The 20,222-nt window shown below is 71.4% G+C and carries 23 protein-coding genes; 9 read left to right on the plus strand and 14 right to left on the minus strand.

Annotation, left to right across the window (positions count from 1 at the left end):
* Positions 1 to 12: 12 nt before the first annotated feature.
* Positions 13 to 1,557, minus strand: a complete 1,545-nt coding sequence (locus B1L11_RS26145; RefSeq protein ID WP_079317036.1) for a bifunctional 3-(3-hydroxy-phenyl)propionate/3-hydroxycinnamic acid hydroxylase — start codon at positions 1,555 to 1,557, stop codon at positions 13 to 15.
* A 186-nt stretch (positions 1,558 to 1,743) separates the two neighbouring features.
* Here B1L11_RS26145 and B1L11_RS26150 point away from each other — a divergent pair, with 186 nt between their 5' ends.
* Positions 1,744 to 2,394, plus strand: a complete 651-nt coding sequence (locus B1L11_RS26150; protein ID WP_204052746.1) for a TetR/AcrR family transcriptional regulator — start codon at positions 1,744 to 1,746, stop codon at positions 2,392 to 2,394.
* Positions 2,395 to 2,418: 24 nt separating this feature from the next.
* On the opposite strand, the gene dmpG is transcribed toward B1L11_RS26150, so the two are convergent.
* From dmpG to B1L11_RS26165, 3 genes are read right to left on the minus strand one after another with little or no spacing between them, the layout of a single operon-like run.
* Positions 2,419 to 3,444, minus strand: a complete 1,026-nt coding sequence (dmpG, locus tag B1L11_RS26155) for a 4-hydroxy-2-oxovalerate aldolase (RefSeq protein ID WP_079317039.1) — start codon at positions 3,442 to 3,444, stop codon at positions 2,419 to 2,421.
* Complete coding sequence (locus B1L11_RS26160; protein WP_079317041.1) at positions 3,444 to 4,388, minus strand: acetaldehyde dehydrogenase (acetylating); 945 nt, start codon at positions 4,386 to 4,388, stop codon at positions 3,444 to 3,446. The genes dmpG and B1L11_RS26160 overlap by 1 nt, the downstream gene beginning before the upstream one ends.
* Positions 4,385 to 5,209, minus strand: coding sequence for a 2-keto-4-pentenoate hydratase (locus B1L11_RS26165; protein WP_079317043.1), 825 nt, complete (start codon positions 5,207 to 5,209; stop codon positions 4,385 to 4,387). Before B1L11_RS26165 ends, B1L11_RS26160 begins: the two co-directional genes overlap by 4 nt.
* A gap of 69 nt (positions 5,210 to 5,278) precedes the next feature.
* Between B1L11_RS26165 and B1L11_RS26170 the strand changes: the two genes are divergently transcribed.
* A complete protein-coding gene (locus B1L11_RS26170; protein WP_079317045.1) occupies positions 5,279 to 6,040 on the plus strand; it encodes an IclR family transcriptional regulator in 762 nt (253 codons plus the stop codon).
* A 9-nt stretch (positions 6,041 to 6,049) separates the two neighbouring features.
* Here B1L11_RS26170 and B1L11_RS52000 read toward each other — a convergent pair whose 3' ends face one another.
* The 6 genes from B1L11_RS52000 to B1L11_RS26195 all read right to left on the minus strand — a co-directional run bounded on the left by B1L11_RS52000 (position 6,050) and on the right by B1L11_RS26195 (position 10,566).
* The gene (locus B1L11_RS52000; protein ID WP_256862901.1) at positions 6,050 to 6,184 is read right to left on the minus strand and encodes a hypothetical protein; all 135 of its coding nucleotides are present in this window, start codon (positions 6,182 to 6,184) and stop codon (positions 6,050 to 6,052) included.
* Entirely contained in the window at positions 6,184 to 6,465 is a 282-nt protein-coding gene (locus B1L11_RS48620) for a hypothetical protein (RefSeq protein WP_218671310.1), read from the minus strand. Before B1L11_RS48620 ends, B1L11_RS52000 begins: the two co-directional genes overlap by 1 nt.
* 63 nt (positions 6,466 to 6,528) lie before the next feature.
* A complete protein-coding gene (locus B1L11_RS26180) occupies positions 6,529 to 7,794 on the minus strand; it encodes an FAD-dependent oxidoreductase (protein ID WP_218671311.1) in 1,266 nt (421 codons plus the stop codon).
* Between the two features lie 63 nt (positions 7,795 to 7,857).
* Complete coding sequence (locus B1L11_RS26185; RefSeq protein ID WP_218671312.1) at positions 7,858 to 8,553, minus strand: maleylpyruvate isomerase N-terminal domain-containing protein; 696 nt, start codon at positions 8,551 to 8,553, stop codon at positions 7,858 to 7,860.
* 79 nt (positions 8,554 to 8,632) lie between these two features.
* Positions 8,633 to 9,400 carry a fumarylacetoacetate hydrolase family protein gene (locus tag B1L11_RS26190; RefSeq protein WP_218671313.1) on the minus strand — a complete coding sequence of 256 codons (768 nt, stop codon included), beginning with the start codon at positions 9,398 to 9,400 and terminating at the stop codon, positions 8,633 to 8,635.
* The gene (locus tag B1L11_RS26195; protein ID WP_079317047.1) at positions 9,397 to 10,566 is read right to left on the minus strand and encodes a cupin domain-containing protein; all 1,170 of its coding nucleotides are present in this window, start codon (positions 10,564 to 10,566) and stop codon (positions 9,397 to 9,399) included. The genes B1L11_RS26190 and B1L11_RS26195 overlap by 4 nt, the downstream gene beginning before the upstream one ends.
* 66 nt (positions 10,567 to 10,632) lie before the next feature.
* Here B1L11_RS26195 and B1L11_RS48625 point away from each other — a divergent pair, with 66 nt between their 5' ends.
* Both B1L11_RS48625 and B1L11_RS55170 read left to right on the plus strand, forming a co-directional pair.
* On the plus strand, positions 10,633 to 10,959 hold the full coding sequence (locus B1L11_RS48625; protein WP_218671314.1) for a helix-turn-helix domain-containing protein: 327 nt from the start codon (positions 10,633 to 10,635) through the stop codon (positions 10,957 to 10,959).
* A gap of 292 nt (positions 10,960 to 11,251) precedes the next feature.
* Positions 11,252 to 11,413: an IclR family transcriptional regulator C-terminal domain-containing protein gene (locus B1L11_RS55170; protein ID WP_372974727.1), complete on the plus strand. Its 162-nt coding sequence runs from the start codon at positions 11,252 to 11,254 to the stop codon at positions 11,411 to 11,413.
* A 95-nt stretch (positions 11,414 to 11,508) separates the two neighbouring features.
* Here B1L11_RS55170 and B1L11_RS26205 read toward each other — a convergent pair whose 3' ends face one another.
* Positions 11,509 to 12,096: a TetR/AcrR family transcriptional regulator gene (locus B1L11_RS26205; RefSeq protein WP_179155328.1), complete on the minus strand. Its 588-nt coding sequence runs from the start codon at positions 12,094 to 12,096 to the stop codon at positions 11,509 to 11,511.
* Between the two features lie 114 nt (positions 12,097 to 12,210).
* On the opposite strand from B1L11_RS26205, the gene ureA reads away from it, so the two are divergent.
* The 5 genes from ureA to B1L11_RS26225 all read left to right on the plus strand — a co-directional run bounded on the left by ureA (position 12,211) and on the right by B1L11_RS26225 (position 17,218).
* Positions 12,211 to 12,888, plus strand: coding sequence for an urease subunit gamma (gene ureA, locus B1L11_RS26210; RefSeq protein ID WP_079317051.1), 678 nt, complete (start codon positions 12,211 to 12,213; stop codon positions 12,886 to 12,888).
* Positions 12,888 to 14,531, plus strand: coding sequence for an urease subunit alpha (locus tag B1L11_RS26215; RefSeq protein WP_079317053.1), 1,644 nt, complete (start codon positions 12,888 to 12,890; stop codon positions 14,529 to 14,531). Before ureA ends, B1L11_RS26215 begins: the two co-directional genes overlap by 1 nt.
* Positions 14,532 to 14,879: 348 nt before the next feature.
* The gene (locus tag B1L11_RS52010; protein WP_256862902.1) at positions 14,880 to 15,422 is read left to right on the plus strand and encodes a hypothetical protein; all 543 of its coding nucleotides are present in this window, start codon (positions 14,880 to 14,882) and stop codon (positions 15,420 to 15,422) included.
* Positions 15,419 to 15,901: a cytochrome P450 gene (locus B1L11_RS52015; protein WP_256862903.1), complete on the plus strand. Its 483-nt coding sequence runs from the start codon at positions 15,419 to 15,421 to the stop codon at positions 15,899 to 15,901. Before B1L11_RS52010 ends, B1L11_RS52015 begins: the two co-directional genes overlap by 4 nt.
* Positions 15,902 to 16,255: 354 nt before the next feature.
* Positions 16,256 to 17,218 carry a quinone oxidoreductase gene (locus tag B1L11_RS26225; RefSeq protein WP_079317055.1) on the plus strand — a complete coding sequence of 321 codons (963 nt, stop codon included), beginning with the start codon at positions 16,256 to 16,258 and terminating at the stop codon, positions 17,216 to 17,218.
* Between the two features lie 26 nt (positions 17,219 to 17,244).
* On the opposite strand, the gene B1L11_RS26230 is transcribed toward B1L11_RS26225, so the two are convergent.
* From B1L11_RS26230 to B1L11_RS26235, 3 genes are all read right to left on the minus strand, one after another.
* Positions 17,245 to 17,853, minus strand: coding sequence for a TetR/AcrR family transcriptional regulator (locus tag B1L11_RS26230; protein ID WP_079317057.1), 609 nt, complete (start codon positions 17,851 to 17,853; stop codon positions 17,245 to 17,247).
* A 261-nt stretch (positions 17,854 to 18,114) separates the two neighbouring features.
* On the minus strand, positions 18,115 to 18,669 hold the full coding sequence (locus B1L11_RS48635; RefSeq protein WP_218671316.1) for a carbohydrate binding domain-containing protein: 555 nt from the start codon (positions 18,667 to 18,669) through the stop codon (positions 18,115 to 18,117).
* Positions 18,666 to 19,892 (minus strand): chitinase, encoded by a 1,227-nt coding sequence (locus B1L11_RS26235; RefSeq protein WP_218671317.1) that lies wholly within the window; start codon positions 19,890 to 19,892, stop codon positions 18,666 to 18,668. The genes B1L11_RS48635 and B1L11_RS26235 overlap by 4 nt, the downstream gene beginning before the upstream one ends.
* Positions 19,893 to 20,222: the final 330 nt, after the last annotated feature.

Raw genomic sequence — 20,222 nt, forward strand, 5'->3', positions numbered from 1 at the left:
AGGTAACCGATCTCAGGCGGGGACGGCGAGGCTGCTGACGTCCGCCGCCGCGACGAACTTGTCCGGACGGAGCGCCACGGCGCGGGCGCCGTACCGGCGCAGCCACGGCAGGAGGACCTCATCGAGGTCGACGATCTCGTCCGGGCCCTGCGTGTACGCGGTCTTCGGCCGTACCGCGACGTAGCGGGCATCGAGCGCGTCCCAGCCCGCCTTCTCCTCCGCCGTCAGCAGGGTCGCGGGGTCGATGTCGTCGCCGAGCAGCACGAAGCCGTCGCCAAGGAGATCGTCCAGGCGTGCCATCCGGCCGGCGGCGTCGCCGGCGGTCGGCTGCGGGACCATCCGGCCGACGATGCTGGCGTCGCCCAGCGGCCCCCTGATCCATCCGCCCTCGAGCACCGGCGGGGCGATGAGCGGCGGCTCGAACGGGGTGACCGTGTCCTGAGGAACCGCGTTCATCGCGGCCTGCTCCTCCTCGGACAGCTCCTGCTTGATGACCCGCCCGAGCTCGACCGCGAGCCGGGTGTAGAAGGCGGCGTTCGGGCGCCGCTCCGCCTCGTAGGTGTCCAGCCAGCTTTCGGGCAGCTCTCCCTTGATCACGCGGGCGAGCTTCCAGCCCAGGTTGTGGGCGTCGCGCATTCCGGTCTGCATCCCGGCTCCGGCCCACGGCGGCATCAGGTGGGCCGCGTCCCCGGCCAGGAACACCCGGCCCTTGCGCCATGTGTCGGCCATCCGGGTGTGGTGCTTGTAGAAGGCGTGCTGGTGGATCTCGACGTCCTCCTCGGTGACACCGAGCGCCTTGAGCAGCGGCCAGACCTCGGCGCTGGTCGGGTAGTTCTCAGGGGACTCGCCGGGTTTGAGCGGGATCTCCCATCGGTGGTTGCCGGCGGAGAGCGCGATGTCGACGACCGGCCGCTCCTTGTCGGACCAGAAGGTCAGGAAGTCCCGGTCGGGCCACCACCTCTTGACGCGGCAGTCGATGATCACCCACATGACGTCGTTGGTGTCGCCCAGCAGGCGGCAGCCCACCACTCCGCGGATCGTGCTGCTGCCGCCGTCGGCACCGATCGCGTATCGGGCGCGGGTGGTGCGGGTCTCGCCGGTCGCGGTGTCCGTCGAGGTGACGGTGACGCCGTCGGCGTCCTGGTCGATCCCGGTGACCTCGGCGCCGTAGTGGACGGCGATGCGGTCGCCGTGCTCCCGCGCGGCCGCGCGCAGCTCGGCCTCCATCGTCGGCTGGTAGATGTTGTAGAAGCGCGGCCTGCGGCCCAGCGTCGAGGGCGGGTGCTCGACCCGCATGATCTCCGTACCGCCGTAGGTCACCCACCGCAGGGCCCGCTGGGGGTCGATCTTCTTCTCGATCCGCTCGTCGACGCCGAGGTCCTGGAAGATCCGCATCGTCCAGTCGTTGACGGTCACGGCCCGTGCCCGGGGATAGATGTCCTTGTCCCGCTCGAGGGCGACGGCGGAGACGCCGTACCTGGCGAGGGTGAGTGCGGCGATCACGCCGGTCGGGCCGTACCCGACGATCGCGACGTCCGCGTCGTAGCTCTCGGTCATGCGCTGACTCCGTTCTCTGCCGCCACGCGCTCGATGCGGCACTTTTGGACGAACGTTCGGTCCAGGCGTGAGGAGAGTAACAATGAGCCGCGGCGACATGTCAAGGGCCGTCGCGAACGGAGCCACCACCCGCGCGGCCGGGCCGTGGGGATGAGCCGCCATCGCCGCATCTCTAGACTTCGGCGCGTGGAGAAACCCGCGCGGGAGGCGCACACCGGAAACCGCCGCGGCCGCAGGTCGCGGCAGGAGATTCTCGACGCGGCCGCCCGGGTGATGTCCGTGCGCGGCTACGCCGGTACGTCGATCTCGACGCTCGTGCAGGAGACGGGCCTGCCGAAGAGCGCCTTCTACCATCATTTCGACTCCAAGGCGGGGCTGCTCTCGGCTGTCATGGCCCAGGGGGCGCAGAACTTCTTCGACGCCATGCGCGAGGCCCACCGGAACCCGCCGGTGGGCGGCACCCCGCGTGAGCGTCTGGGGTGGTACCTGCAGAAGACGGGCGAGGTCTTCGTGCACCGGGAGGAGTTCCTCCGCCTGTTGCTGGTGCTGGTGATGAGCAACGAGGCCGCCGAGGCGCGGGAGGCGATGCGGACCGTGATCGCGGTCCGCGACGAGGGCCGCGACTACATGCGGCACATGATCCGCTCGTCGTTCGCGAGCGAGGGCGAGGACGCCGCGAACGCGGTCGCGGACGCCCTCGCCCACTTCGGCATGGCCGGGTTCGACGGCGCGTTCGTCTCGCTGCAGTCCGAGGACGGCAAGCCGATCTCGGAGTTCATGGAGCAGCTCGCCGACGCCATGGTGGCGATCGGCGAGGCGCTGATCGCCGACCGCTGAGGCGGACCCGGGGCGGCGCGACGGTCAGGCGGGCCGTTTCTCGCGCCCGGCGACGATCGTGAGCGCGATGTCGATGATCATGTCCTCCTGGCCGCCCACGAGCCGGCGGCGCCCGCACTCCATGAGGATGTCGCGGACGTCGACGCCGTACCGTGCGGCGGCGGTCTCCGCGTGGCGGAGGAACGACGAGTAGACGCCGGCGTACCCCAGGGTGAGGGTCTCCCGGTCGACACGAACCGGGCGGTCCTGCAGCGGGCGGACGATGTCGTCGGCGGCGTCCTGGAGCTGGAACAGGTCGCATCGGTGCTCGAAGTCCGAGAGGTTCGCGACCGCGATGAACGCCTCCAGCGGGCAGTTGCCCGCGCCCGCGCCGTGACCGGCCAGCGACGCGTCGACCCGGTAGACGCCGTTCTCGACCGCGACGACGGAGTTGGCGACCGACAGCGAGAGGTTCTCATGGGCGTGGACGCCGATCTCGGTCCCGGCGTCAAGAACGTCGCGGTACGCGCGGACCCGCGCGGCCACGTCGTTCATCGTGAGCCTGCCGCCGGAGTCGGTGACGTAGACGCAGTGCGCGCCGTAGGACTCCATCAGCTTCGCCTGCCGGGCCAGCTCCTCCGGCGGGGCCATGTGGGAGAGCATCAGGAAACCGGACACGTCCATGCCGAGTTCGCGCGCCGCGGCGATGTGCTGGGCGGAGATGTCGGCCTCGGTGCAGTGCGTGGCGACCCGGACGGAGCGGACGCCGAGGTCGTACGCGTGCTTCAGCTCGTGGACGGTGCCGACGCCCGGCAGCAGCAGCGTGGTGAGGCGGGCGTTCACCAGCACCGATGCCGCGGCTTCGATCCACTCCCAGTCCGTGTGCGACCCGGGACCGTAGTTGAGCGACCCTCCGGCAAGGCCGTCACCGTGCGCGACCTCGATCGCGTCGACGCCGGCCCGGTCGAGCGCGGTGACGATGCGCTTGACGTCCTCCAGGGTGATCCGGTGGCGTACGGCGTGCATCCCGTCGCGCAGCGTGACATCCTGGACGAAGATCGGAGTAGCCATCAGTGACCCGCCTTCCCTGCCGCGATGCGCTCCGCGACCCGCAGGCCGGCGGAGGTCATGATGTCGAGGTTGCCGGCGTAGGCCGGGAGGTAGTGTGCGGCGCCCTCGACCTCGAGGAAGACCGACACCTGGTGGGTGGGCCGGGAGGCGCCGCGGGCGAGGAGCGTCCCGACCGGCTGGTCGGCGGGGATCTCGGTGATCTGCACCTGCTGTTTGAGCCGGTAGCCGGGGACGTAGGCGGCGACGTCGGCGACCATCTTCTCGATCGACCGCCGGATCTCCTCCGGTGCGGCCGGGTCCGGTGCCGCGACGAGGCAGAAAACCGTGTCCCGCATGATCATCGGTGGCTCGGCGGGGTTGAGTATGATGATCGCCTTGCCGCGGCGCGCCCCGCCGACCTGCTCGATGGCGGCCGCGGTGGTCTCGGTGAACTCATCGATGTTGGCGCGGGTGCCCGGACCGGCCGACTTCGACGCGATCGACGCGACGATCTCGGCGAACTCGACCGGCACCACACGGGCGACGGCGGCGACGATCGGGATCGTCGCCTGGCCGCCACAGGTGACCATGTTGACGTCGGGTGCGTCGAGGTGCTCGTCGAGGTTGACAGCGGGGATGACGTAGGGCCCGATCGCCGCCGGGGTCAGGTCGATCAGCCGCTTCCCGAGCGGGGTCAGCTTCGCGGCGTTCACCTCGTGCGCCTTCGCCGAGGTGGCGTCGAAGACGATCCCGATCTCGTCGAAGTCCGGCAGCGCGATCAGCCCGTCGACGCCCTCGTGCGTCGTCCGGACGCCGAACCGGGCGGCGCGGGCCAGGCCGTCCGACTCGGGGTCGATGCCGACCATGGCGCCCATCTCGAGGTGGTGCGCGCCGCGCAGCACCTTGATCATCAGGTCGGTGCCGATGTTGCCCGATCCGATGATCGCGACCTTCGTCTTGCTCATGGTGCTGCTCCTTCGACGAAGCGGACCGTCACCGTGCCGAGGCCGGACAGGGTGGCGGCGACGGTGTCACCGGCGGCGACCGGCCGCATCGGGCCGAGCGCGCCGGAGAGGACGACCTGCCCCGCGCGCAGCGGCTCGCCGAGGTCGCGGGCCATGCGGGCCAGCCACACGACGGCCTCGATCGGGTCGCCCAGGCAGGCCGCGCCGGTCCCGGTGGATACCTCCTCACCGTTGATGCTCATCGACATCGCGACGTCCACCGGCTCGAACTCGTCGAGGGAGCGGCGCTCAGTCCCGAGCACGTAGGCACCCGAGGAGGCGTTGTCGGCGACCGTGTCGCCGAAGGCGATGTCCCATCCGGCGATCCGGCTGCCGCAGATCTCGAGCGCGGCGACGCCGTACTCGATCGCCTCCCGGACCTGCGGGGCGTCGAGCGGGCCGTCGGCCACGTCGGAACGGAGCACGAACGCGATCTCCGCCTCGACCCGTGGCTGGAGGACCCGCCCGACCGGGATCGCGTCCCCGTCGGCGTACGCCATGTCGTCGAAGAGGACGCCGAGGTCGGGCTGGTCGACGCCGAGCTGCCGTTGCACGGCCTCCGAGGTCAGGCCGATTTTGCGGCCGGTGATCCGGGCGCCGGCGGCGAGGCGGCGCCCGGTGAGCGCCGCCTGGACGGCATACGCGGCGGCCAGGTCGTCCCGGCCGATCAGGTCCCGCACGGGGGCGCAGGGCACGCCGGACGCGGACGCCCCGGCGAGCCGCTCGACCGCGGCGGCGATGTCGGACTGGCTCGTGGCGGCGAGCCCGGTGGTTTCGGTCACTCTCCCACTGTGCGGGCGGCCTCCGGCGCCGAACCAGCACTTCGTCTCGTTCAGCGATACGCTGCGGAGGTGAAGGAAACGGCCGACCTCGACACCGTGCTGGGCAAGGCGGTGACGATCCTTCGTGCCTTCCGATCCGAGGACCGGGTCGTCAGCCTCGCCGAGCTGGTGCGGCGTACCGGCCTCCACAAGGCGACTGTGCACCGGCTGTCCGGCGACCTGGTCGCCAACCGCCTGCTCGACCGCGCCGACGGCGGCTACCGGCTCAGCGGCGGCCTCTTCGAGCTCGGGATGCTCGCCTCGCTGGAGCGCAGCCTGCTCGAGGTCGCGATGCCGTTCCTTCAGGACCTTTACGAACGCACCCACGAGACCGTCCACCTCGGAGTGCGGGAGGGTCACGACGTCGTCTACGTCGCCAAGATCGGGGGTCACCGCCAAGCCAAGGCGCCCTCGCGCACGGGCGGGCGGATGCCGCTGCACTGCACGGCGATCGGCAAGGCTCTGCTCGCGTACGCCGACGCCGACCTGCGGCGCGAGGTGCTGACCGGGCCGCTCGAGCGGCGCACGCCGCACACCGTCGTCGCGCCGGGCATCCTCCGGCGCCAGTTGCAGCACGTCACCGAGACCGGCGTCGCGTTCGAGCAGGAGGAGTCGGCCGTCGGGCTCGTGTGTGTCGCCGCGCCGGTGCTGGGGGGCGGCGACGAGCCGCTCGCCGCGATCAGCGTGGCCGGCCCCAGGCACAGGTTCCGGCCCGAGGGACACGTGACGGCGGTGCGCGCGGCGGCGGCCGCGCTCGGCAGCACATTGAGTCGGCGCGACCTCCTCCGCTGAACCGGCTTCTCAGCGGGCGCGAGTGATCGCGTCGGCGATGGCCACGAGCGCGGCGATGAGCGGCTTGATCTGCTTCGGGGAGCTGGTTCCTCCGGCGAAGCCGCTCAAGGCCTCGCTCTCCATGGCCCGGTACGCGATGAACATCAGCACCCCGACGTTCGGCTGCTCAATCGTTGAGTTCCTCGGACCAGATTTCCGGTTCGGCAATCCAGCCCGCTGTCAGGATGAGGCGGGTTCGACGGTCCGACGAATGCCTTGGTCGGCTGCCTGTTCTCCACCGCGGTGCGCTTGGTGAACGGCAGCACGAACCGGGACGGGTGGGCGGCGTCGCGGTAGATCTTGTGGGTGACGGGGCGACCGACCGGCAGGTGGAACACGTCCGGCAGCAGCGCGTTGTGCGCGTCGGGCGGCGGTTCGTTGGACATCGGGCGCCACCGAGCTCCGCCCCCGCCGGTCAGGCCGGAGACACCGACAGGGTCCAACGGGTTTCAGTCGACACGGTTCAGTCGAACGGAGTCCAGCGGGATCGGTGAGAACATCGGCGGCTCCTCCTCCGGCGTCAGCGCCGTGGGGCCGTAGATCCAATCGGTGAAGGAGTAGTCGTAGGTGTCGCGGGCCCGCAGGAGCGTGTTGCGCCGGAGGCGGGCGGCGCCGTCCAGGTGCCACAGCTCGCCCCAGGCGCGGGCCGTGGTCAGGACGCGCCGGCAGTGCTCGGGGCGGACGGCTTCGTAGGCCGCCAGGGCGCCCGGCCAGTCGATCGCGCCGTCCTCGGCGCGGCGAACGGCCACGTGCCTGGCCAGCACCCAGCCGTCCTCGACGGCCATGATCGCGCCCTGGGCCATGTACTGCAGCGGCGGGTGGGCGGCGTCGCCGAGCAGCGCGATGTTGCCGTCGACCCAGGTCGTGATCGGGTCGCGGTCGAACATCCGCCACCAGCGGTCGCGCCACATCAGCGGGATGCCGGCCCGGACCTCCGGGCAGGTCTCGGCGAAGGCGGCGTCCAGTTCGTCGGGCGTGCCCCAGTCCGCCTCGCCCGCGAGGGCCTTGGGGGACTCGAAGACCGCGACCTGGTTGAGCATCTCGCCGCCGCGCAGCCCGTACTGGACGAAGTGGCAGCGCGGGCCGACGTGGACCGAGACCTCGCTGAGGTCGACGTCCCGGCCGGCCCGCTCGATGGGCACCGCGGCGCGGTAGGCGACGTAGGAGGAGCTGACCGGCTCGTCCTCGGCCAGAAGCCGGCGCGCGACCGAGTGCAGGCCGTCGGCGGCGATGACGACCCGGGCCTCGTCGGTGCGGCCGTCCGCCAGCAGCACCCGGGCGCCGGACGCCGTGTTCTCGTAGCCGCCGACGCGGGCGTCGGTCACCAGGTCGACTCCCGCGCCCCGGCAGGCGCGAAGGAAGATTCCGTGCAGGTCGCTGCGGTGGATGACCATGTACGGGAAGCCGTACCTGCGTTCCAGGTCGACCAGGTCCAGGCGGGTCAGCTCACGGCCGTCCACGGCGTCGCGCATCACCATGCTCTTCGGCAGCACGCCGAGGCTCTTGGCCTCCTCCAGCAGGCCGTAGTCGTGCAGGATCCGCGTGCAGTTGGGTGCGATCTGGAGGCCGGCGCCGACCTCGCCGAACTCGCGGGCCTGCTCCAGCACGCGTACCCGCAGGCCCTCGCGGGCCAGGGCGAAGGCCGCGCTCAGGCCGCCGATGCCGCCTCCGACGATCAGGACGTCGACGGGGTTCCCGGGGGTGGATGTCGTCACGCTGCTCTCCTCGAAGGCCGGGACGCTTACAGCCACGCCGGCAGGGCCGGCGCGAGGGAGCCGTCAGGGCCGGTCAGGGCGTGCGGGCGTCCGGCGAGGTACGCCGCCACGTCGGCGAGCGGGCCGTCGACGGTGGCGGGCTCGCCCTCGCCGGGCAGCTCCCAGCGGTCGCCGGTGTCGGTGGCCGGCCAGGACGACCGCAGCACCCGCGGCGCCGCCGCGCGGTGTCTGTCCACGCCCACGCTTGGCGGCGATGTCGTCGGCGAGGGCGGTCAGGAATCCGGCGGGCAGGTCGGTGAAGGCGACGCCGGAGGCCAGGTCGACGGCGTGGACGCAGACCTCGCGGGAGCGCAGCCAGGGGATCTCGGTCGCGGGGACGGTGCGGCCCTGGGCGGTGACGACCTCGGCGTTCCACCGGTCGACGTCCAGCCCGGCGATGCCCGCGGCGAGCCGTTCGGCGGACGAGGTCAGCCAGGCGGCCAGCTCGGCGGCCGGCATGCGGGAGCCCGCCTCGATGTCGGCGTCGCGCTGTTGCAGTGAGGAGTACATCGGGGTCGGCTCGCCGGTGGCGGCCCAGCGCACCAGGTTGCTCAGTGCGTCGGCGTTCGCCGCCACGTGGGCCACCAGGTGCTTGCGGGTCCAGCCCGGGAGCCCGGAAGGGGCGAGGTACTGCTCCTCCCCCCATCCGGCGGCGGCGCCGAGGAGCAGCGTGGTGCCCGTCTCGCACCAGCTCAGGACGTCGTCGAAGGTGCGGCGCATCAGGCCGCCCCGTCCTTGGCCACGGTGTTCTCGAGCCGGCCGATGCCCCGGATCTCGGCCACGACGCGCTCGCCGCCGGTCAGGTAGCGCTTGGGGGTGCGGGCGTGGCGACGCCGCCGGGGGTGCCGGTGGCGATGATGTCGCCGGGGTTGAGGCGCACGATGGTCGAGACGTACTCGACCAGTGCGACCGGGTCGAAGAGCAGGTCGCCGGTGTTGTCGTGTTGCATCACCTCGCCGTCGACGCTGAGGCTGACCTCGACCTCGGGGCGTACGCCGCCGGGCAGTTCGTCGGGGGTGACGAGGTAGGGGCCGACGGGGGTGGAGGAGTCCCAGATCTTGCCCTGCAACCACTCACGGGTGCGGAACTGCCAGTCGCGGCAGGTGACGTCGTTGAGTACGGTGAAGCCCGCGATCGCGGCCTCGGCCTCCGCGCCCCGGGCGCGGCGGACCGGCGCACCGATCACCACGGCGAGCTCGACCTCCCAGTCGAACTCCTCGGTCTCCTCGGGGCGGGCGATGTCGTCGCGGGCGCCGACGAGGCAGTCGGCGAACTTCGCGAACAGGGTGGGGTACCGCGGCAGGTCGCGGCCCATCTCCTGGATGTGGTTCTTGTAGTTGAGCCCCACGCAGACGACCTTCGAGGGGCGCGGGACCACCGGCGCGAAGTCCGCACCGTCGGCCGGGTACGTCGTGGCGGTGCCGGCGTCGGCGGCGGCGGCCTTGGCGGCCCAGTCGCCCGAGGCGAGGAGCTCACCGAGGTCGGCGGCGCCGAGGTCGACCAGCCGATCGCCGTCGAGCCGTACGGCCCGGGTCGAGCCGTCGACGCGGAGGGTGGCGAGCTTCATCGGGTGGTCCCTTCGATACGGGTGTCGTACTGAGTGCGGTCGAGCCGGAGAGCCTCGAAGACCGGGGCGTCGCCGAACCGGAACAGGTCCAGCGCGCCGGAGTCGGAGTCGGTGGAGCCGGCCTCGGAACGTGCCGAGAAGGGCTGCCAGGACGGGACGGCGAACAGGTCGCCGCGGGTGACCGTCCAGGTCCTGTCGCCGACGGTCACGGTCCCCGAGCCGTCGAAGACCTGGTAGACCGACGAGCCGGTCTCGCGGACCGGGGCGGTCTCGGCGCCACGCGCGATGCGGTGCATCTCGGCGCGGAGTGTGGGGAGCACGTCGGCGCCGGTGGCGGGGTTGGTGTAGCGGACGGCGGCGTGGCCGGGCTCGACCGTCCCGCCGAAGCCCTCGGCCTCCAGGGCGAGCTGGTCGGCCAGGGCGCGGTCGGTGAACTCCCACTTGTAGGACAGCAGCGGGGTGCCCGGGGTGAGCTCGCCGACCGACAGCGGGCGCAGGCCGGGGTGGCCCCACAGCCGCTCGGAGCGCGACCGCTCGGGGGTGATCCGCTCGGCGTCGCCGATCGCGTCGCGGCCGAACTCGAAGAACTGCGTCTCGGTGAGGTACTGGAAGGGGATGTCCAGGCCGTCGATCCAGGCCATCGGCTCACCGGCCGCGTTGTGGTGGGCGTGCCAGTTCCACCCGGCCTGCGGGAGGAAGTCGCCGCGGCGCATCGGGACCGCGTCGCCGCCGACGACCGTCCACACGCCCTCGCCCTCGACGACGAAGCGGAAGGCGTGCTGGGTGTGGCGATGCTCGGGAGCGTCCTCCCCCGGCATCAGGTACTGGATCGCGGCCCACAGCGTGGGCGTCGCGAAGGGCCGTCCGCCCAGCGCGGGGTTGGCCAGCGCGATCGCCCGCCGCTCTCCCCCGCGGCCGACCGGGACCAGCTCGCCGGCCTGCGCGGCGAGCCGCCGCAGGTTCTCCCAGCGCCACAGGTGCGGAACCGCGCGCGAACGGGGATGCGCCGGCATCAGGTCGCCGATCTCCGTCCACAGCGGCACGAGCAGCTCCTGCTCGAAACCGCGGTAGAGGTCCTCGAGCGCGGGAGTGACGTCGGGCTGGTCCGGCGCGTCGATCGCGCGGAGCCGCACCGGGGAGTTCGGCGTGGTCACAGGGGTGCTCATACGGCTAATGTTGCTGCGGTAGCCCCCTGGAGAAGACGTAATTCTGCTATGCAGAATCGAGGGCCCGTGGGCAAGCCGCTGAAGAATCCGCCGACCTACCTGATCAACAGCGTGGACCACGCGCTGCGGATCGCCGCGATGCTGCAACTGGAGGGCGAGCTGACCGTCTCGGAGGTCGCCGAGCGGCTGGGCGTGGCCCGCTCCACCGCGCACCGGCTGCTCGCGATGCTGGTCTACCGGGACTTCGCGGTGCAGGACGAGCGGCGCCTCTACCGGGCCGGCCCGATCCTGGAGCTCGCGGCCCACTCCCCCTCGGCCGCATCTCGCCTGCGGGCGCGGCCCTGCCGCACCTGCACCGGCTGGTCGGCGTGCTCGACGAGTCCGCCAACCTGACGGTGCGCACCGGGGACACCGTCCGGTTCATCGCCAGCGTCGAGTGTTCCCAGACCCTGCGGGTGGGCTCCCGCGAGGGCATGGTGTTCCCGGCCCACCACACCACGGCGGGGCTGCTGCTGCTGGCGGAGCTGACCGACGAGGAACTCGAGGCGGTCTACCCGGCCGAGCGGTACGCCGACCGGCCTGCTGAGCGGCTTACCGCCCGGCCCGACCTGGACCGGCTGCGGACCGAGCTGGCCCGGGTGCGGCGCAAGGTTTCGCGCTCAACCAGGGCCGCTCGGAGCGCGGCGTGGTGGCGGTCGGCGTGCCGGTCAGGGCCCCGGACGGGACTGCCCTCGCCGGCCTGTCGGTGTCGATGCCGAGCGGACGCTACGACAAGCACCGGCTGCCGTCACTGGTCGGCATCCTTTCTCGTACCGCAGGCGCCGTCGAGGCCGATCTCGCCCGCTGAACGGCCGGCTGCCGCGGCGAGCACGATCAGGCTCCCGTACGCGTCACGCCGCCGCAGCCCCGCGATCTCGGCGCCGGACCGGATCCGGCGCGGCGTCAGGCGAGCTCGCGGCGCATGGACGCGAGCACGGTCTCCTTCGCCCAGAGCGCGTCGTGGCCCGGTATGCCGAGCAGGACGTCGCCGCTGAGGCCGTCCATGAGGCGGCAGTGCCTGACGGCGAAGTCCTCGGCCGCCTCCGCGCCGAGGTCCGACAGCCTGCGCACGATGGCGGCCAGCTCGGCCGCCCACGAGCGGAAGAAGCCGTCGAGCCGGAGCAGGGTCTCCTCGTCATCGGGCGGCCGGGCGATGACCTGCGCCCACAACCGCCAGCGCACGTCCTGTGGCCCTTGCGGCAGGTAGAGCTCGACCAGGCGGTCCAGTGCCGCGCGGGCGTCCAGGCGGGCCAGCTCGGCTCCGCGGCGCTCGTCGAGGTCGGCCTCGCTCATGAGCAGGGTGGAGACGAGGATGCGGTCGCGGCTGCCGAAGTAGTAGAGCACGTGGCTCGTGCTCATCCCGGCCCGGTCGGCGATGTCCTTGACGCGCAACTGGGTGAAGCCGACCTCCTCGATCGCCAGCAGGGCGGCCTTGAGCACGTGTGCCCGCATGTCCGGGCGCTCAAGGGTGATCTTCGACTCCCGCACCATGCGCATCACGGTAGCGCCTTCCCGTCCTGATTCGCGGTCGAACATAGACCTCTGCTCAAACTTTGAGTACGGTTCAAACCTTGTCGCCGCTCCCTGACGCGATCCGGAGGAAGAGTGAGACTGACGCCCACTGAGCGGGATCGGTTGCTGCTGTTCACGGCGGCCGAGCTGGCCCGTTCCCGGCGGGCCAGGGGCCTGCGGCTCAACGTGCCCGAGGCGACGGCGCTGATCGCGGACACCGTCTGCGAGGCGGCCCGCGGGGGCGCCCGGCTCGCCGAGGCGATCGAGGCGGGCCGCAGCGTGCTGGGCCCGGACGACGTGCTGCCCGGCGTGCCGGACGTCGTGACCGAGATCCAGGTCGAGGCGGTCTTCGACGACGGCTCCCGGCTGGCGGTGGTCACCGACCCGTTCGGCGGCGGCTCGCTGGGCCCCGACGCCCCGGGCGCGCTCTTCGCGGCCGACCATCCGGAGGAGGCGCCGGAGACCGTCCAGATCGAGGTCGTCAACACCGCGTCCGTCCCGATCAGCGTCACCTCGCACTTCCACTTCTTCGAGGTCAACCCGCGGCTGCGCTTCGACCGCGCCCTCGCCTACGGCCGCCGCCTGGCCGTGCCCGCGGGCTCGACGGTCCGGTTCGAGCCCGGCGTCGCCCGTACGGTGCCGCTCGTCGCGATCGGCGGCGCGCGGGTGGCCGTCGGCTTCGCGGGACTGGTGGACGGGCCGCTGGACGCGCCGGGCGCGTTCGAGGCGGCGATGGAGCGGGCCCGCGCGTGCGGATATCTGGGGGCGTGATGAGTACGTACGGCTACCGCGAGGGCGACCGGCTGCGGCTCGGCGACTCGGGCCTGGTGGTGGAGGTCGAGCACGATTCGCAGAAGCGGGGCGAGGAGTTCCTGGCCGGGTTCGGCAAGACCGCCAGGGACGGGCTGCACCTGAAGGCCGCCTCCGTACGGGAGACCTGCGACCTGGTGATCAGCAACGTGCTGATCCTGGACCCGGTCCTCGGGGTGCGCAGCGCCTCGATCGGCGTCCGCGAGGGGCGGATCCACGCGATCGGCCGCGCCGGCAACCCCGACACGCTGGACGGCGTCGACGTGGTGGTGGGCACCGGGACCACGATCGTGCCCGGCGAGGGCCTCATCGCGACCGCCGGGGCGATCGACACGCACGTGCACCTGCTGTCGCCCCGGATCATGGAGGCGTCGCTGGCCTCCGGCGTGACGACGATCATCGGGCAGGAGTTCGGCCCGGTGTGGGGGGTCGGGGTGAACTCGCCGTGGGCGCTGCGGCACGCGTTCAACGCCTTCGACGCCTGGCCGGTCAACATCGGCTTCCTGGCCCGCGGCTCCTCCTCCCACCCCGCGCCCCTGGTCGAGGCGCTGGTCGAGGGCGGCGCCTCGGGCTTCAAGGTGCACGAGGACATGGGCGCCCACACCCGCGCCCTGGACACCGCCCTGACCGTCGCCGAGGAGTACGACGTGCAGGTGGCCCTGCACACCGACGGGCTCAACGAGTGCCTGTCGGTGGAGGACACCCTGGCCGTGCTCTCGGGAAGGACGATCCACGCGTTCCACATCGAAGGGTGCGGCGGCGGGCACGTGCCGAACGTGCTCAAGCTGGCCGGGGTGCCCAACGTGATCGGCTCGTCCACCAACCCGACGCTGCCGTTCGGCCGGGACGCCATCGCCGAGCACCACGGGATGATCGTCTCGGTGCACGGGCTCAAGCCCGAACTTCCCGGCGACGCCGCGCTGGCCCGCGACCGGATCAGGGCGGGGACCATGGGCGCCGAGGACGTCCTGCACGACCTGGGCGTCATCGGCATCACCTCGTCCGACGCGCAGGGCATGGGCCGGGCCGGCGAGACTGTCAGGCGCACCTTCGCCATGGCCGGGAAGATGAAGGCAGAGCGGGGCGCCCCCGGACGGCACGACAACGAGCGCGTCCTGCGCTACCTGGCCAAGCTCACCGTCAACCCCGCCATCGCGCACGGCCTGTCGCACGAGGTCGGCACGCTGGAGGTGGGCAAGCTCGCCGACATCGTCCTGTGGCAACCGGCCTATTTCGGCGCCAAGCCGCAACTCGTGCTGAAGGCGGGCTTCCCCGCCTACGGCGTGACCGGCGACCCGAACGCCTCCACCGACACCTGCGAGCCGCTCGTGCTCGGTCCGCAGTTCGGCGCGCACGGCGCGACCGCCGCCGACCTGTCGGTCGCCTTCGTGGCGCAGGCCGCCGCGTCCGGCGACCGCCTGCCCACCCGCAGGCGCCGGGTCGGCGTGCGCGGCACCCGCGGCATCGGTCCCGCCTCCATGGTCCGCAACGCCCGCCTCGGCCACGTGGACGTCGATCGGCACGGCCGCGTCTCGCTCGACGGCGAGCCCGTCGAGTCCGGACCGTCCGACTCCGTCTCGCTGAACCGCCTCTACTTCCTCTGAGGCGATCTGGCTTCCCCGCGGGCTGAGCGCCGACTACGGCGGCTACGGGACGAACGGGCATGTCGATCTGCGTCACCCGGCAACAGCCCGCCCGCGGATTGGCCGGGTGCCGCGAGTCGACCTGATTCGCCTGTTGACGGAGGGTGCGCCATTTCGTACGTTCCGCGTAGGCCGTCCCCCGGGCGCCCCGAACCGGAAGGGGTTGCAGTGACCAGCGAGCCGGATTCGAACGGGACTGCGCCCAACATCGGGCCGCATATCGGGCCGGATGTAGTGCCGGGACCACTTGCCACGCCACCACCGGAGTTCGCCCGCAGACGCGAGTCGGGACCGCTGGAGCCGGCGACCATGCCCAGCGGCGACCGCGTCCCGATGGCCGTCCGGTACGAGGACGTCCGCGCCCTGCTGGCCTCGCCCACGTCCAGCCGCAATCTACGCCTTCCCGGGTTGCCGCGGTTCGTGAGCGGCGTCGGCATCGACGACGACCCGGACGCGCTGGTCAATCAGGATCCGCCGGAACACACGCGCTACCGCCGGATCATGCAGGGCACCTTCACCCCGCGCCAGATCGAACCGTGGCGTCCCCGCATCGCGAGGATCGCCCAGGAACTCCTCGACGGCCTGGGCGACCGCTTCGACCTGGTCCAGGGATACGCGCTGCGGCTACCGGCCCATGTCATCTGCGAGATGCTCGGCGTGCCGATGGACCACTACGAGCAGTTCGTCCGATGGACGGATATGTTCCTCACCACCTCCACGGCCACCGAGCAGGCGCGTTACGAGGGCCACGCCGACTTCATGGCCTATGCCGCCGAGCTGGTCGCCCAGCATCGCCTCTCCCCCGGCGAGGACCTCATCGTACCGCCGGTTACGAGACGACAGCCTCGATGATCGCCCGTGGCGTGTTCCGGTTGCTTCTCCACCGGAGCCAGTGGGACGAGTTGGTCACGGACCCGGCCCTGACGGCTACCGCGGTCGAGGAGATCCTGCGCTACGACGGGCCGCCGGCCAGCGCCTTCATGCGTCGCATCACGGAGGACACCGACCTGCCCAGTGGCTCGCTGAGGGCGGGGACGGTCGTCATGCCGAACCTGAACGCGGCCAACCACGACCCGCAGGCGTTCCCCGAGCCCGGCCGGTTCGACATCCACCGTTTCACCGGCCATCCCCCCAACCCGCATGTCGCGTTCGGTTACGGTCCGCACCGCTGCCTGGCCGCCAGTCTCGCCAGGGTCGAGCTCACCGAGGCGATCAGAGCCCTGGTCACCCGGCGGCCCGCCCTCCGCCTGACCACCTCGCCCGAGTCGGTGACGTGGAGCGACGGCCTGGTCCTGCGGCCGGTCGCCATGCACGTCACCTCGGCTGGATGACGCTGACGGGGCCTCCACCCGCGGTGCCGGACGCCGGAGTAGCCGCCACTTCAGTCGGACGTGGCGTCGGCTGGCCGTGAGCCGGCGGCGTCCAGCGCGGCCGGCGTGGTGGCGTCGAGCGCAATCGATCCGGCGGCGATGTTCGCCTCTATTGCCCCGATCGCAGAGGAACCTCCGGTTCGACTTCAACACAAGGCCGACCAGATCGCTCATCGCGAGAGGCGGCCGAAACTGCCCTATCCGTTTGAGCAGGATTTTGGACTTGCTGGTCCATTTTTCGCTCGTTAGCTTGTGACCGCCCGGCCCCCGAGGCCGGACGGTGTCACGCATGGCGACGAGAGACTGGAGTTTCCCATGCATGCGATTCGTATCAGCGAGTACGGCGGTGCCGAGGTCATGCACTGGACCGAATTGCCCGATCCCACGCCTCGGCAGGGAGAGGTGCTCGTCCGGCTCGGCGTGGCCGGGGTGAACTACATGGATGTCGGCGTACGGACGGGGCCGGCTCCCGGCTGGACCCTTCCCGCGATCCTGGGAATCGAGGGCATGGGGTATGTCACCGCCCTCGGCGACGGCGTACGGGAGTTCACCATCGGTGACAGGGTCGCCTGGTATTACCACCGGGGCAGCTACGCGCAGCAGATCGCCATCCCGGCGGAGTCGCTGGTGCGTGTTCCCGAAGACGTGGACGACGAGACGGCGGCGTCGGTGATGATGCAGGGACTCACCGCCAACCACCTCACCACCGAGACCTACCAGATCAAGCCGGGCGACACGGCGGTGGTGCACGCCGCCGCCGGAGGAGTGGGGCTCATGGTGACCCAGATGGTCAAGGCGAGAGGCGGCGTCGTCATCGGCCTGGTCTCGCGGGAGGAGAAGACGCCGGTCGCGAAGGAGGCCGGAGCCGACCACGTCATCGTCTCCAGCGGCGGCGGCTTCGAGGATCGAGTGCGGGAGCTGACCGGCGGCGAGGGCGCGCACGTGGTGTACGACGGAGGGGGAACGCCGACGTTCCGGTCGTCGCAGTCGGCCCTGCGCCGACACGGTGTGCACGCCTACTACGGCCCCCTCATGGGCGTCCCCTCGCTCACCCCGACGGAACTGCCCAACAGCATCCTGTTGTCCCATCCGCTCGTCCGCGATCACGTGCCGACCCGGGAGGCGCTGCTCACGCGTACGGCGGAGGTGTTCGACTTCGTCAGGAAGGGGCTGCTCAGGCCGATCGTCGGCGGGCGCTACGCCCTCGCGGACGCGGCGCGGGCGCACGCGGACCTCGAATCCCGCCGCACCGTGGGGAAGCTGCTGCTCCTGCCCTGAACGGATGACCCGGCCGTACGCGAGGGTCAGTCGGCCACGGGGATCGCCGCCCGCAACCGCGTGATCCACCAGTCGAGCGCGGCGCGCAGATGGGTGGACTCCCCGGTGGACAGCATGATCGCCACGCCTCCCTGGATGGCGGTGAGCAGCGCGGCGGCGCTCTCGTCGGCGTCGACGGACATGGGGAGCAGGCCATTTCGCTGCAATGCCCTGACTCCGCCGGCCAGACTCTGCTGCCAGCGTCTCATGAACTCGGCGACGATCGCCCGTGCGCCTGGCGTGGTGCGTCCCACCTGCAGGAACAGCGAATACAGCGGGCACTGGTCGCCCTGCGACTCGTAGCGCTCCACGAGGGTGTCCCGCCAGCGGTACCAGGCGTCCCAGGTATCGAGCCGGCGCAGCTGCGGCAGCTGCTCGTTCAGTGCCTGGTCCGCCTCGTACTCCGCGACCGCGAGCAGCAAGGCGTCCTTGCCTTCCGGGAAGTAGTGGAAGAGCTGGCTCTTGCTCGTGCCGGTTCGCGATCGGATGTCGTCCAGGGTGACGTCGGCGACCCCCTTCTCCCGGAGGACCTCGGCGGCACCCTCGACGATCCGCGCCCGGGTCGCCCGCCCCTTCGGCGTCAGCACATGTTGCATGGCCTCGCTCCTCGCCCCGCTGGACGTGGCGGCCACTTTAGTACACCCCTGTCGACTGGCGATCTACGTACCCCGGGCGTGCGGCTGTGCGGTCGAGCGTGGCGCAGACGGAGTTCCACCGGATCGCGCCTCGCCACGTTCACGATCGGGAGGCCGGGCGGAGGTGATCGAGGTCACCGCCCGGCCGCCGCACCCTGTTTCGAAAGCAGTACGGTTCGAACAACGGAGTACGGCGGCCGCCGCGAGATCGACGCCTGCCGATCAGGCGATGGAGAAGTCGTCGGCGTAGACGTTGCCCTGGCCGTACCAGCCGTTGACGTAGACGGTCACGGCGCCGGACGAGCCGGTGGTGAAGGACAGGGACAGTTCCTTCCAGCCGCCCGACGAGGCCCAGGTGGAGCCGGTCGCGCCGCCGGACACGCCGAGGAAGGCGAAGTTGCCCTGCACCCAGGCCTTCAGCGTGTACCGGTGGTTGGGCTCGAGCGTCAGCGACTGGGTGCACTGGCCGTTCTGGCTCTGCGTCGGGGTGACCTGCAGGGCGTGCGACCCGGAGTGCGCCGGAGTGCCGACGACCGTGCTGCCCGGCTGGCAGACCCACGGGCTGAGGCCGCCGGACTCGAAGCCGGGGTTGCCGACCGTACCGCCGCCGGACGACCCGTTGATCTTCAGGTTGAAGGTCGTGGTGTGGCTTCCGGACGGCGAGGTGCCGGTGACGGTGATCGGGTACGTGCCCGGCTGGACGGCCGAGGTGGTCGCCAGGGTCAGCGTCGAGCTACCGCCGGCCGTGACGGAGGCGGGGTTGAGCGTCGCGGTCACCCCGGAGGCGCCCCGGCCGTGGTGAGATTGATGGTCTGCGCGTCGCCGTTGGTCACCGCGGTGCTCACGGTGGCCGTCGCCGTCCCGCCGGGGTCGACAGAGCCGGACGAGGGCGACACGGAGATCGAGAAGTCGTTGTCCGGGGGCTGCTGGCCGCCCCCGGAGAACGGGGCGAACGTCTGGCTGAAGAACCAGGTGCTCTGTTCGATGCCCGAGCAGCTGTCCGAACCGCCGGTGCCGGGACAGCCGCCGTTGTCGCGCTGGAGCGCCCAGAACGAGATCATCGCGAGGCCCTTGCCGGTGGCCCAGTTCAGCACGGGCGCGGCGTCCGCGGTGCGGAACGTCTCGGCCGGGCCGTAGTCGTCGATGCCGATCATCTCGGTGACGCCGATCATGTTCCAGACCTGGTCGGACGTCTTGTCCGGGTAGAGGGCGGCAAGCTGGTCGTGGAGCCCGGTCGCCGCGGTCTGGGTGTCGGTCGCCATGTTGTGACTGGCGCCGTCGTAGTAGTCGAACGTCATGATGTTGACGACGTCGATCCTGGCGTTGTTGGTCTTGGCGTTCCGCAGCACGGCCAGGCCGCTGTCGGCGAGGCCGTGGGTGGTCGTCGGCAGCGTGTACGAGAACTGGACGGTCTTGCCGTTGGCGGCGGCCCAGTCCTCGGTCAGCTTGATCGCCTTGTTGCGGCGGTCGATCCCGGCGCTGTTGTTCAGCGAGTTGTCCTCGATGTCGAGGTCGATCCGGGTGACCCCGTACGTGTTGATCACGCTCTGGAAGACGGCCGCGATCGAGTTGACGTTGGTGCAGCTGTCGGCGATCTCGGTGCCGGTGTTGGTCGCCGTGTAACCGCCGAAGGACGGGATGACGTCACCGCCGGCGTTCCGGATCTTCGTGATCGACGCGCCGAACGTCGAGGAGGCGATCGGCATGCCGGTGTCGCCGTTCCAGTAGGCCGTGCACGAGCCCTTCGTCGCGGCCTGGAGGAACGCCATGGACAGATACTTCGCCCCGGACTGCTGGGAGAGCGTCGCGGGGTCCTCGCCGGTCCACGCCTCGAAGTACGGCGCGAACACGTGCGCGGGCAGGGCTGCCGCCGCCTGTGCGGCGGTCGCCCGTGTGGTCGCCGCCTGCGCGGTGGCGGTCTGGGTCGCGGTGAGGCCGAGCGTCGCGGTGGCGGTGGCGATCAGAGCCACGGCGGCGCGCAGCAACGTGCGTGGTCGCATGAAATCTCCTGCACCAGGAGTGATCGGCGCCTTGACGCCGATCGCGGGGGGTGATGGTGCACCGGCGAGACCGTCGGTGGATTTGCTACAGCAGCGAACTGCTGGACGAGCACACGGATCCGCGCATCCCATGGTCGGGACCGGCGAGCCTATTTGTCAAGGTTCTTAACAATTAACCGCTCCACCAGGGAAGACGCCGCACGCACCGGAAGGAGCAGGCGCGGGCGTGTCCCGGGCGCGACGTCGGCGGCGTCCCAATGGGCGAAGGCCGCTCCCGACAGCAGGGAGCGGCCTTCGCGCTCGTTCGGCGGCGTCAGCCTGGTCCAGGTC

The organism is Microbispora sp. GKU 823, assembly GCF_002027145.1.
GTDB lineage: Bacteria > Actinomycetota > Actinomycetes > Streptosporangiales > Streptosporangiaceae > Microbispora > Microbispora siamensis.

Coding starts and splice junctions, on each gene's coding strand:
- B1L11_RS26195 (WP_079317047.1), bottom strand. CDS start 10,566: ATGAGCACCCCTGTGACCACGCCGAACTCCCCGGTGCGGCTCCGCGCG.
- B1L11_RS26185 (WP_218671312.1), bottom strand. CDS start 8,553: ATGCGCCGCACCTTCGACGACGTCCTGAGCTGGTGCGAGACGGGCACC.
- B1L11_RS48620 (WP_218671310.1), bottom strand. CDS start 6,465: ATGTCCAACGAACCGCCGCCCGACGCGCACAACGCGCTGCTGCCGGAC.
- B1L11_RS26235 (WP_218671317.1), bottom strand. CDS start 19,892: ATGCGACCACGCACGTTGCTGCGCGCCGCCGTGGCTCTGATCGCCACC.
- B1L11_RS26225 (WP_079317055.1), top strand. CDS start 16,256: ATGCATGCGATTCGTATCAGCGAGTACGGCGGTGCCGAGGTCATGCAC.
- B1L11_RS26160 (WP_079317041.1), bottom strand. CDS start 4,388: ATGAGCAAGACGAAGGTCGCGATCATCGGATCGGGCAACATCGGCACC.
- B1L11_RS26230 (WP_079317057.1), bottom strand. CDS start 17,853: ATGCAACATGTGCTGACGCCGAAGGGGCGGGCGACCCGGGCGCGGATC.
- B1L11_RS26190 (WP_218671313.1), bottom strand. CDS start 9,400: ATGAAGCTCGCCACCCTCCGCGTCGACGGCTCGACCCGGGCCGTACGG.
- B1L11_RS26205 (WP_179155328.1), bottom strand. CDS start 12,096: ATGGTGCGGGAGTCGAAGATCACCCTTGAGCGCCCGGACATGCGGGCA.
- B1L11_RS52000 (WP_256862901.1), bottom strand. CDS start 6,184: ATGTTCATCGCGTACCGGGCCATGGAGAGCGAGGCCTTGAGCGGCTTC.
- B1L11_RS26145 (WP_079317036.1), bottom strand. CDS start 1,557: ATGACCGAGAGCTACGACGCGGACGTCGCGATCGTCGGGTACGGCCCG.
- dmpG (WP_079317039.1), bottom strand. CDS start 3,444: ATGGCTACTCCGATCTTCGTCCAGGATGTCACGCTGCGCGACGGGATG.
- B1L11_RS52015 (WP_256862903.1), top strand. CDS start 15,419: ATGATCGCCCGTGGCGTGTTCCGGTTGCTTCTCCACCGGAGCCAGTGG.
- B1L11_RS52010 (WP_256862902.1), top strand. CDS start 14,880: ATGCCCAGCGGCGACCGCGTCCCGATGGCCGTCCGGTACGAGGACGTC.
- B1L11_RS26215 (WP_079317053.1), top strand. CDS start 12,888: ATGAGTACGTACGGCTACCGCGAGGGCGACCGGCTGCGGCTCGGCGAC.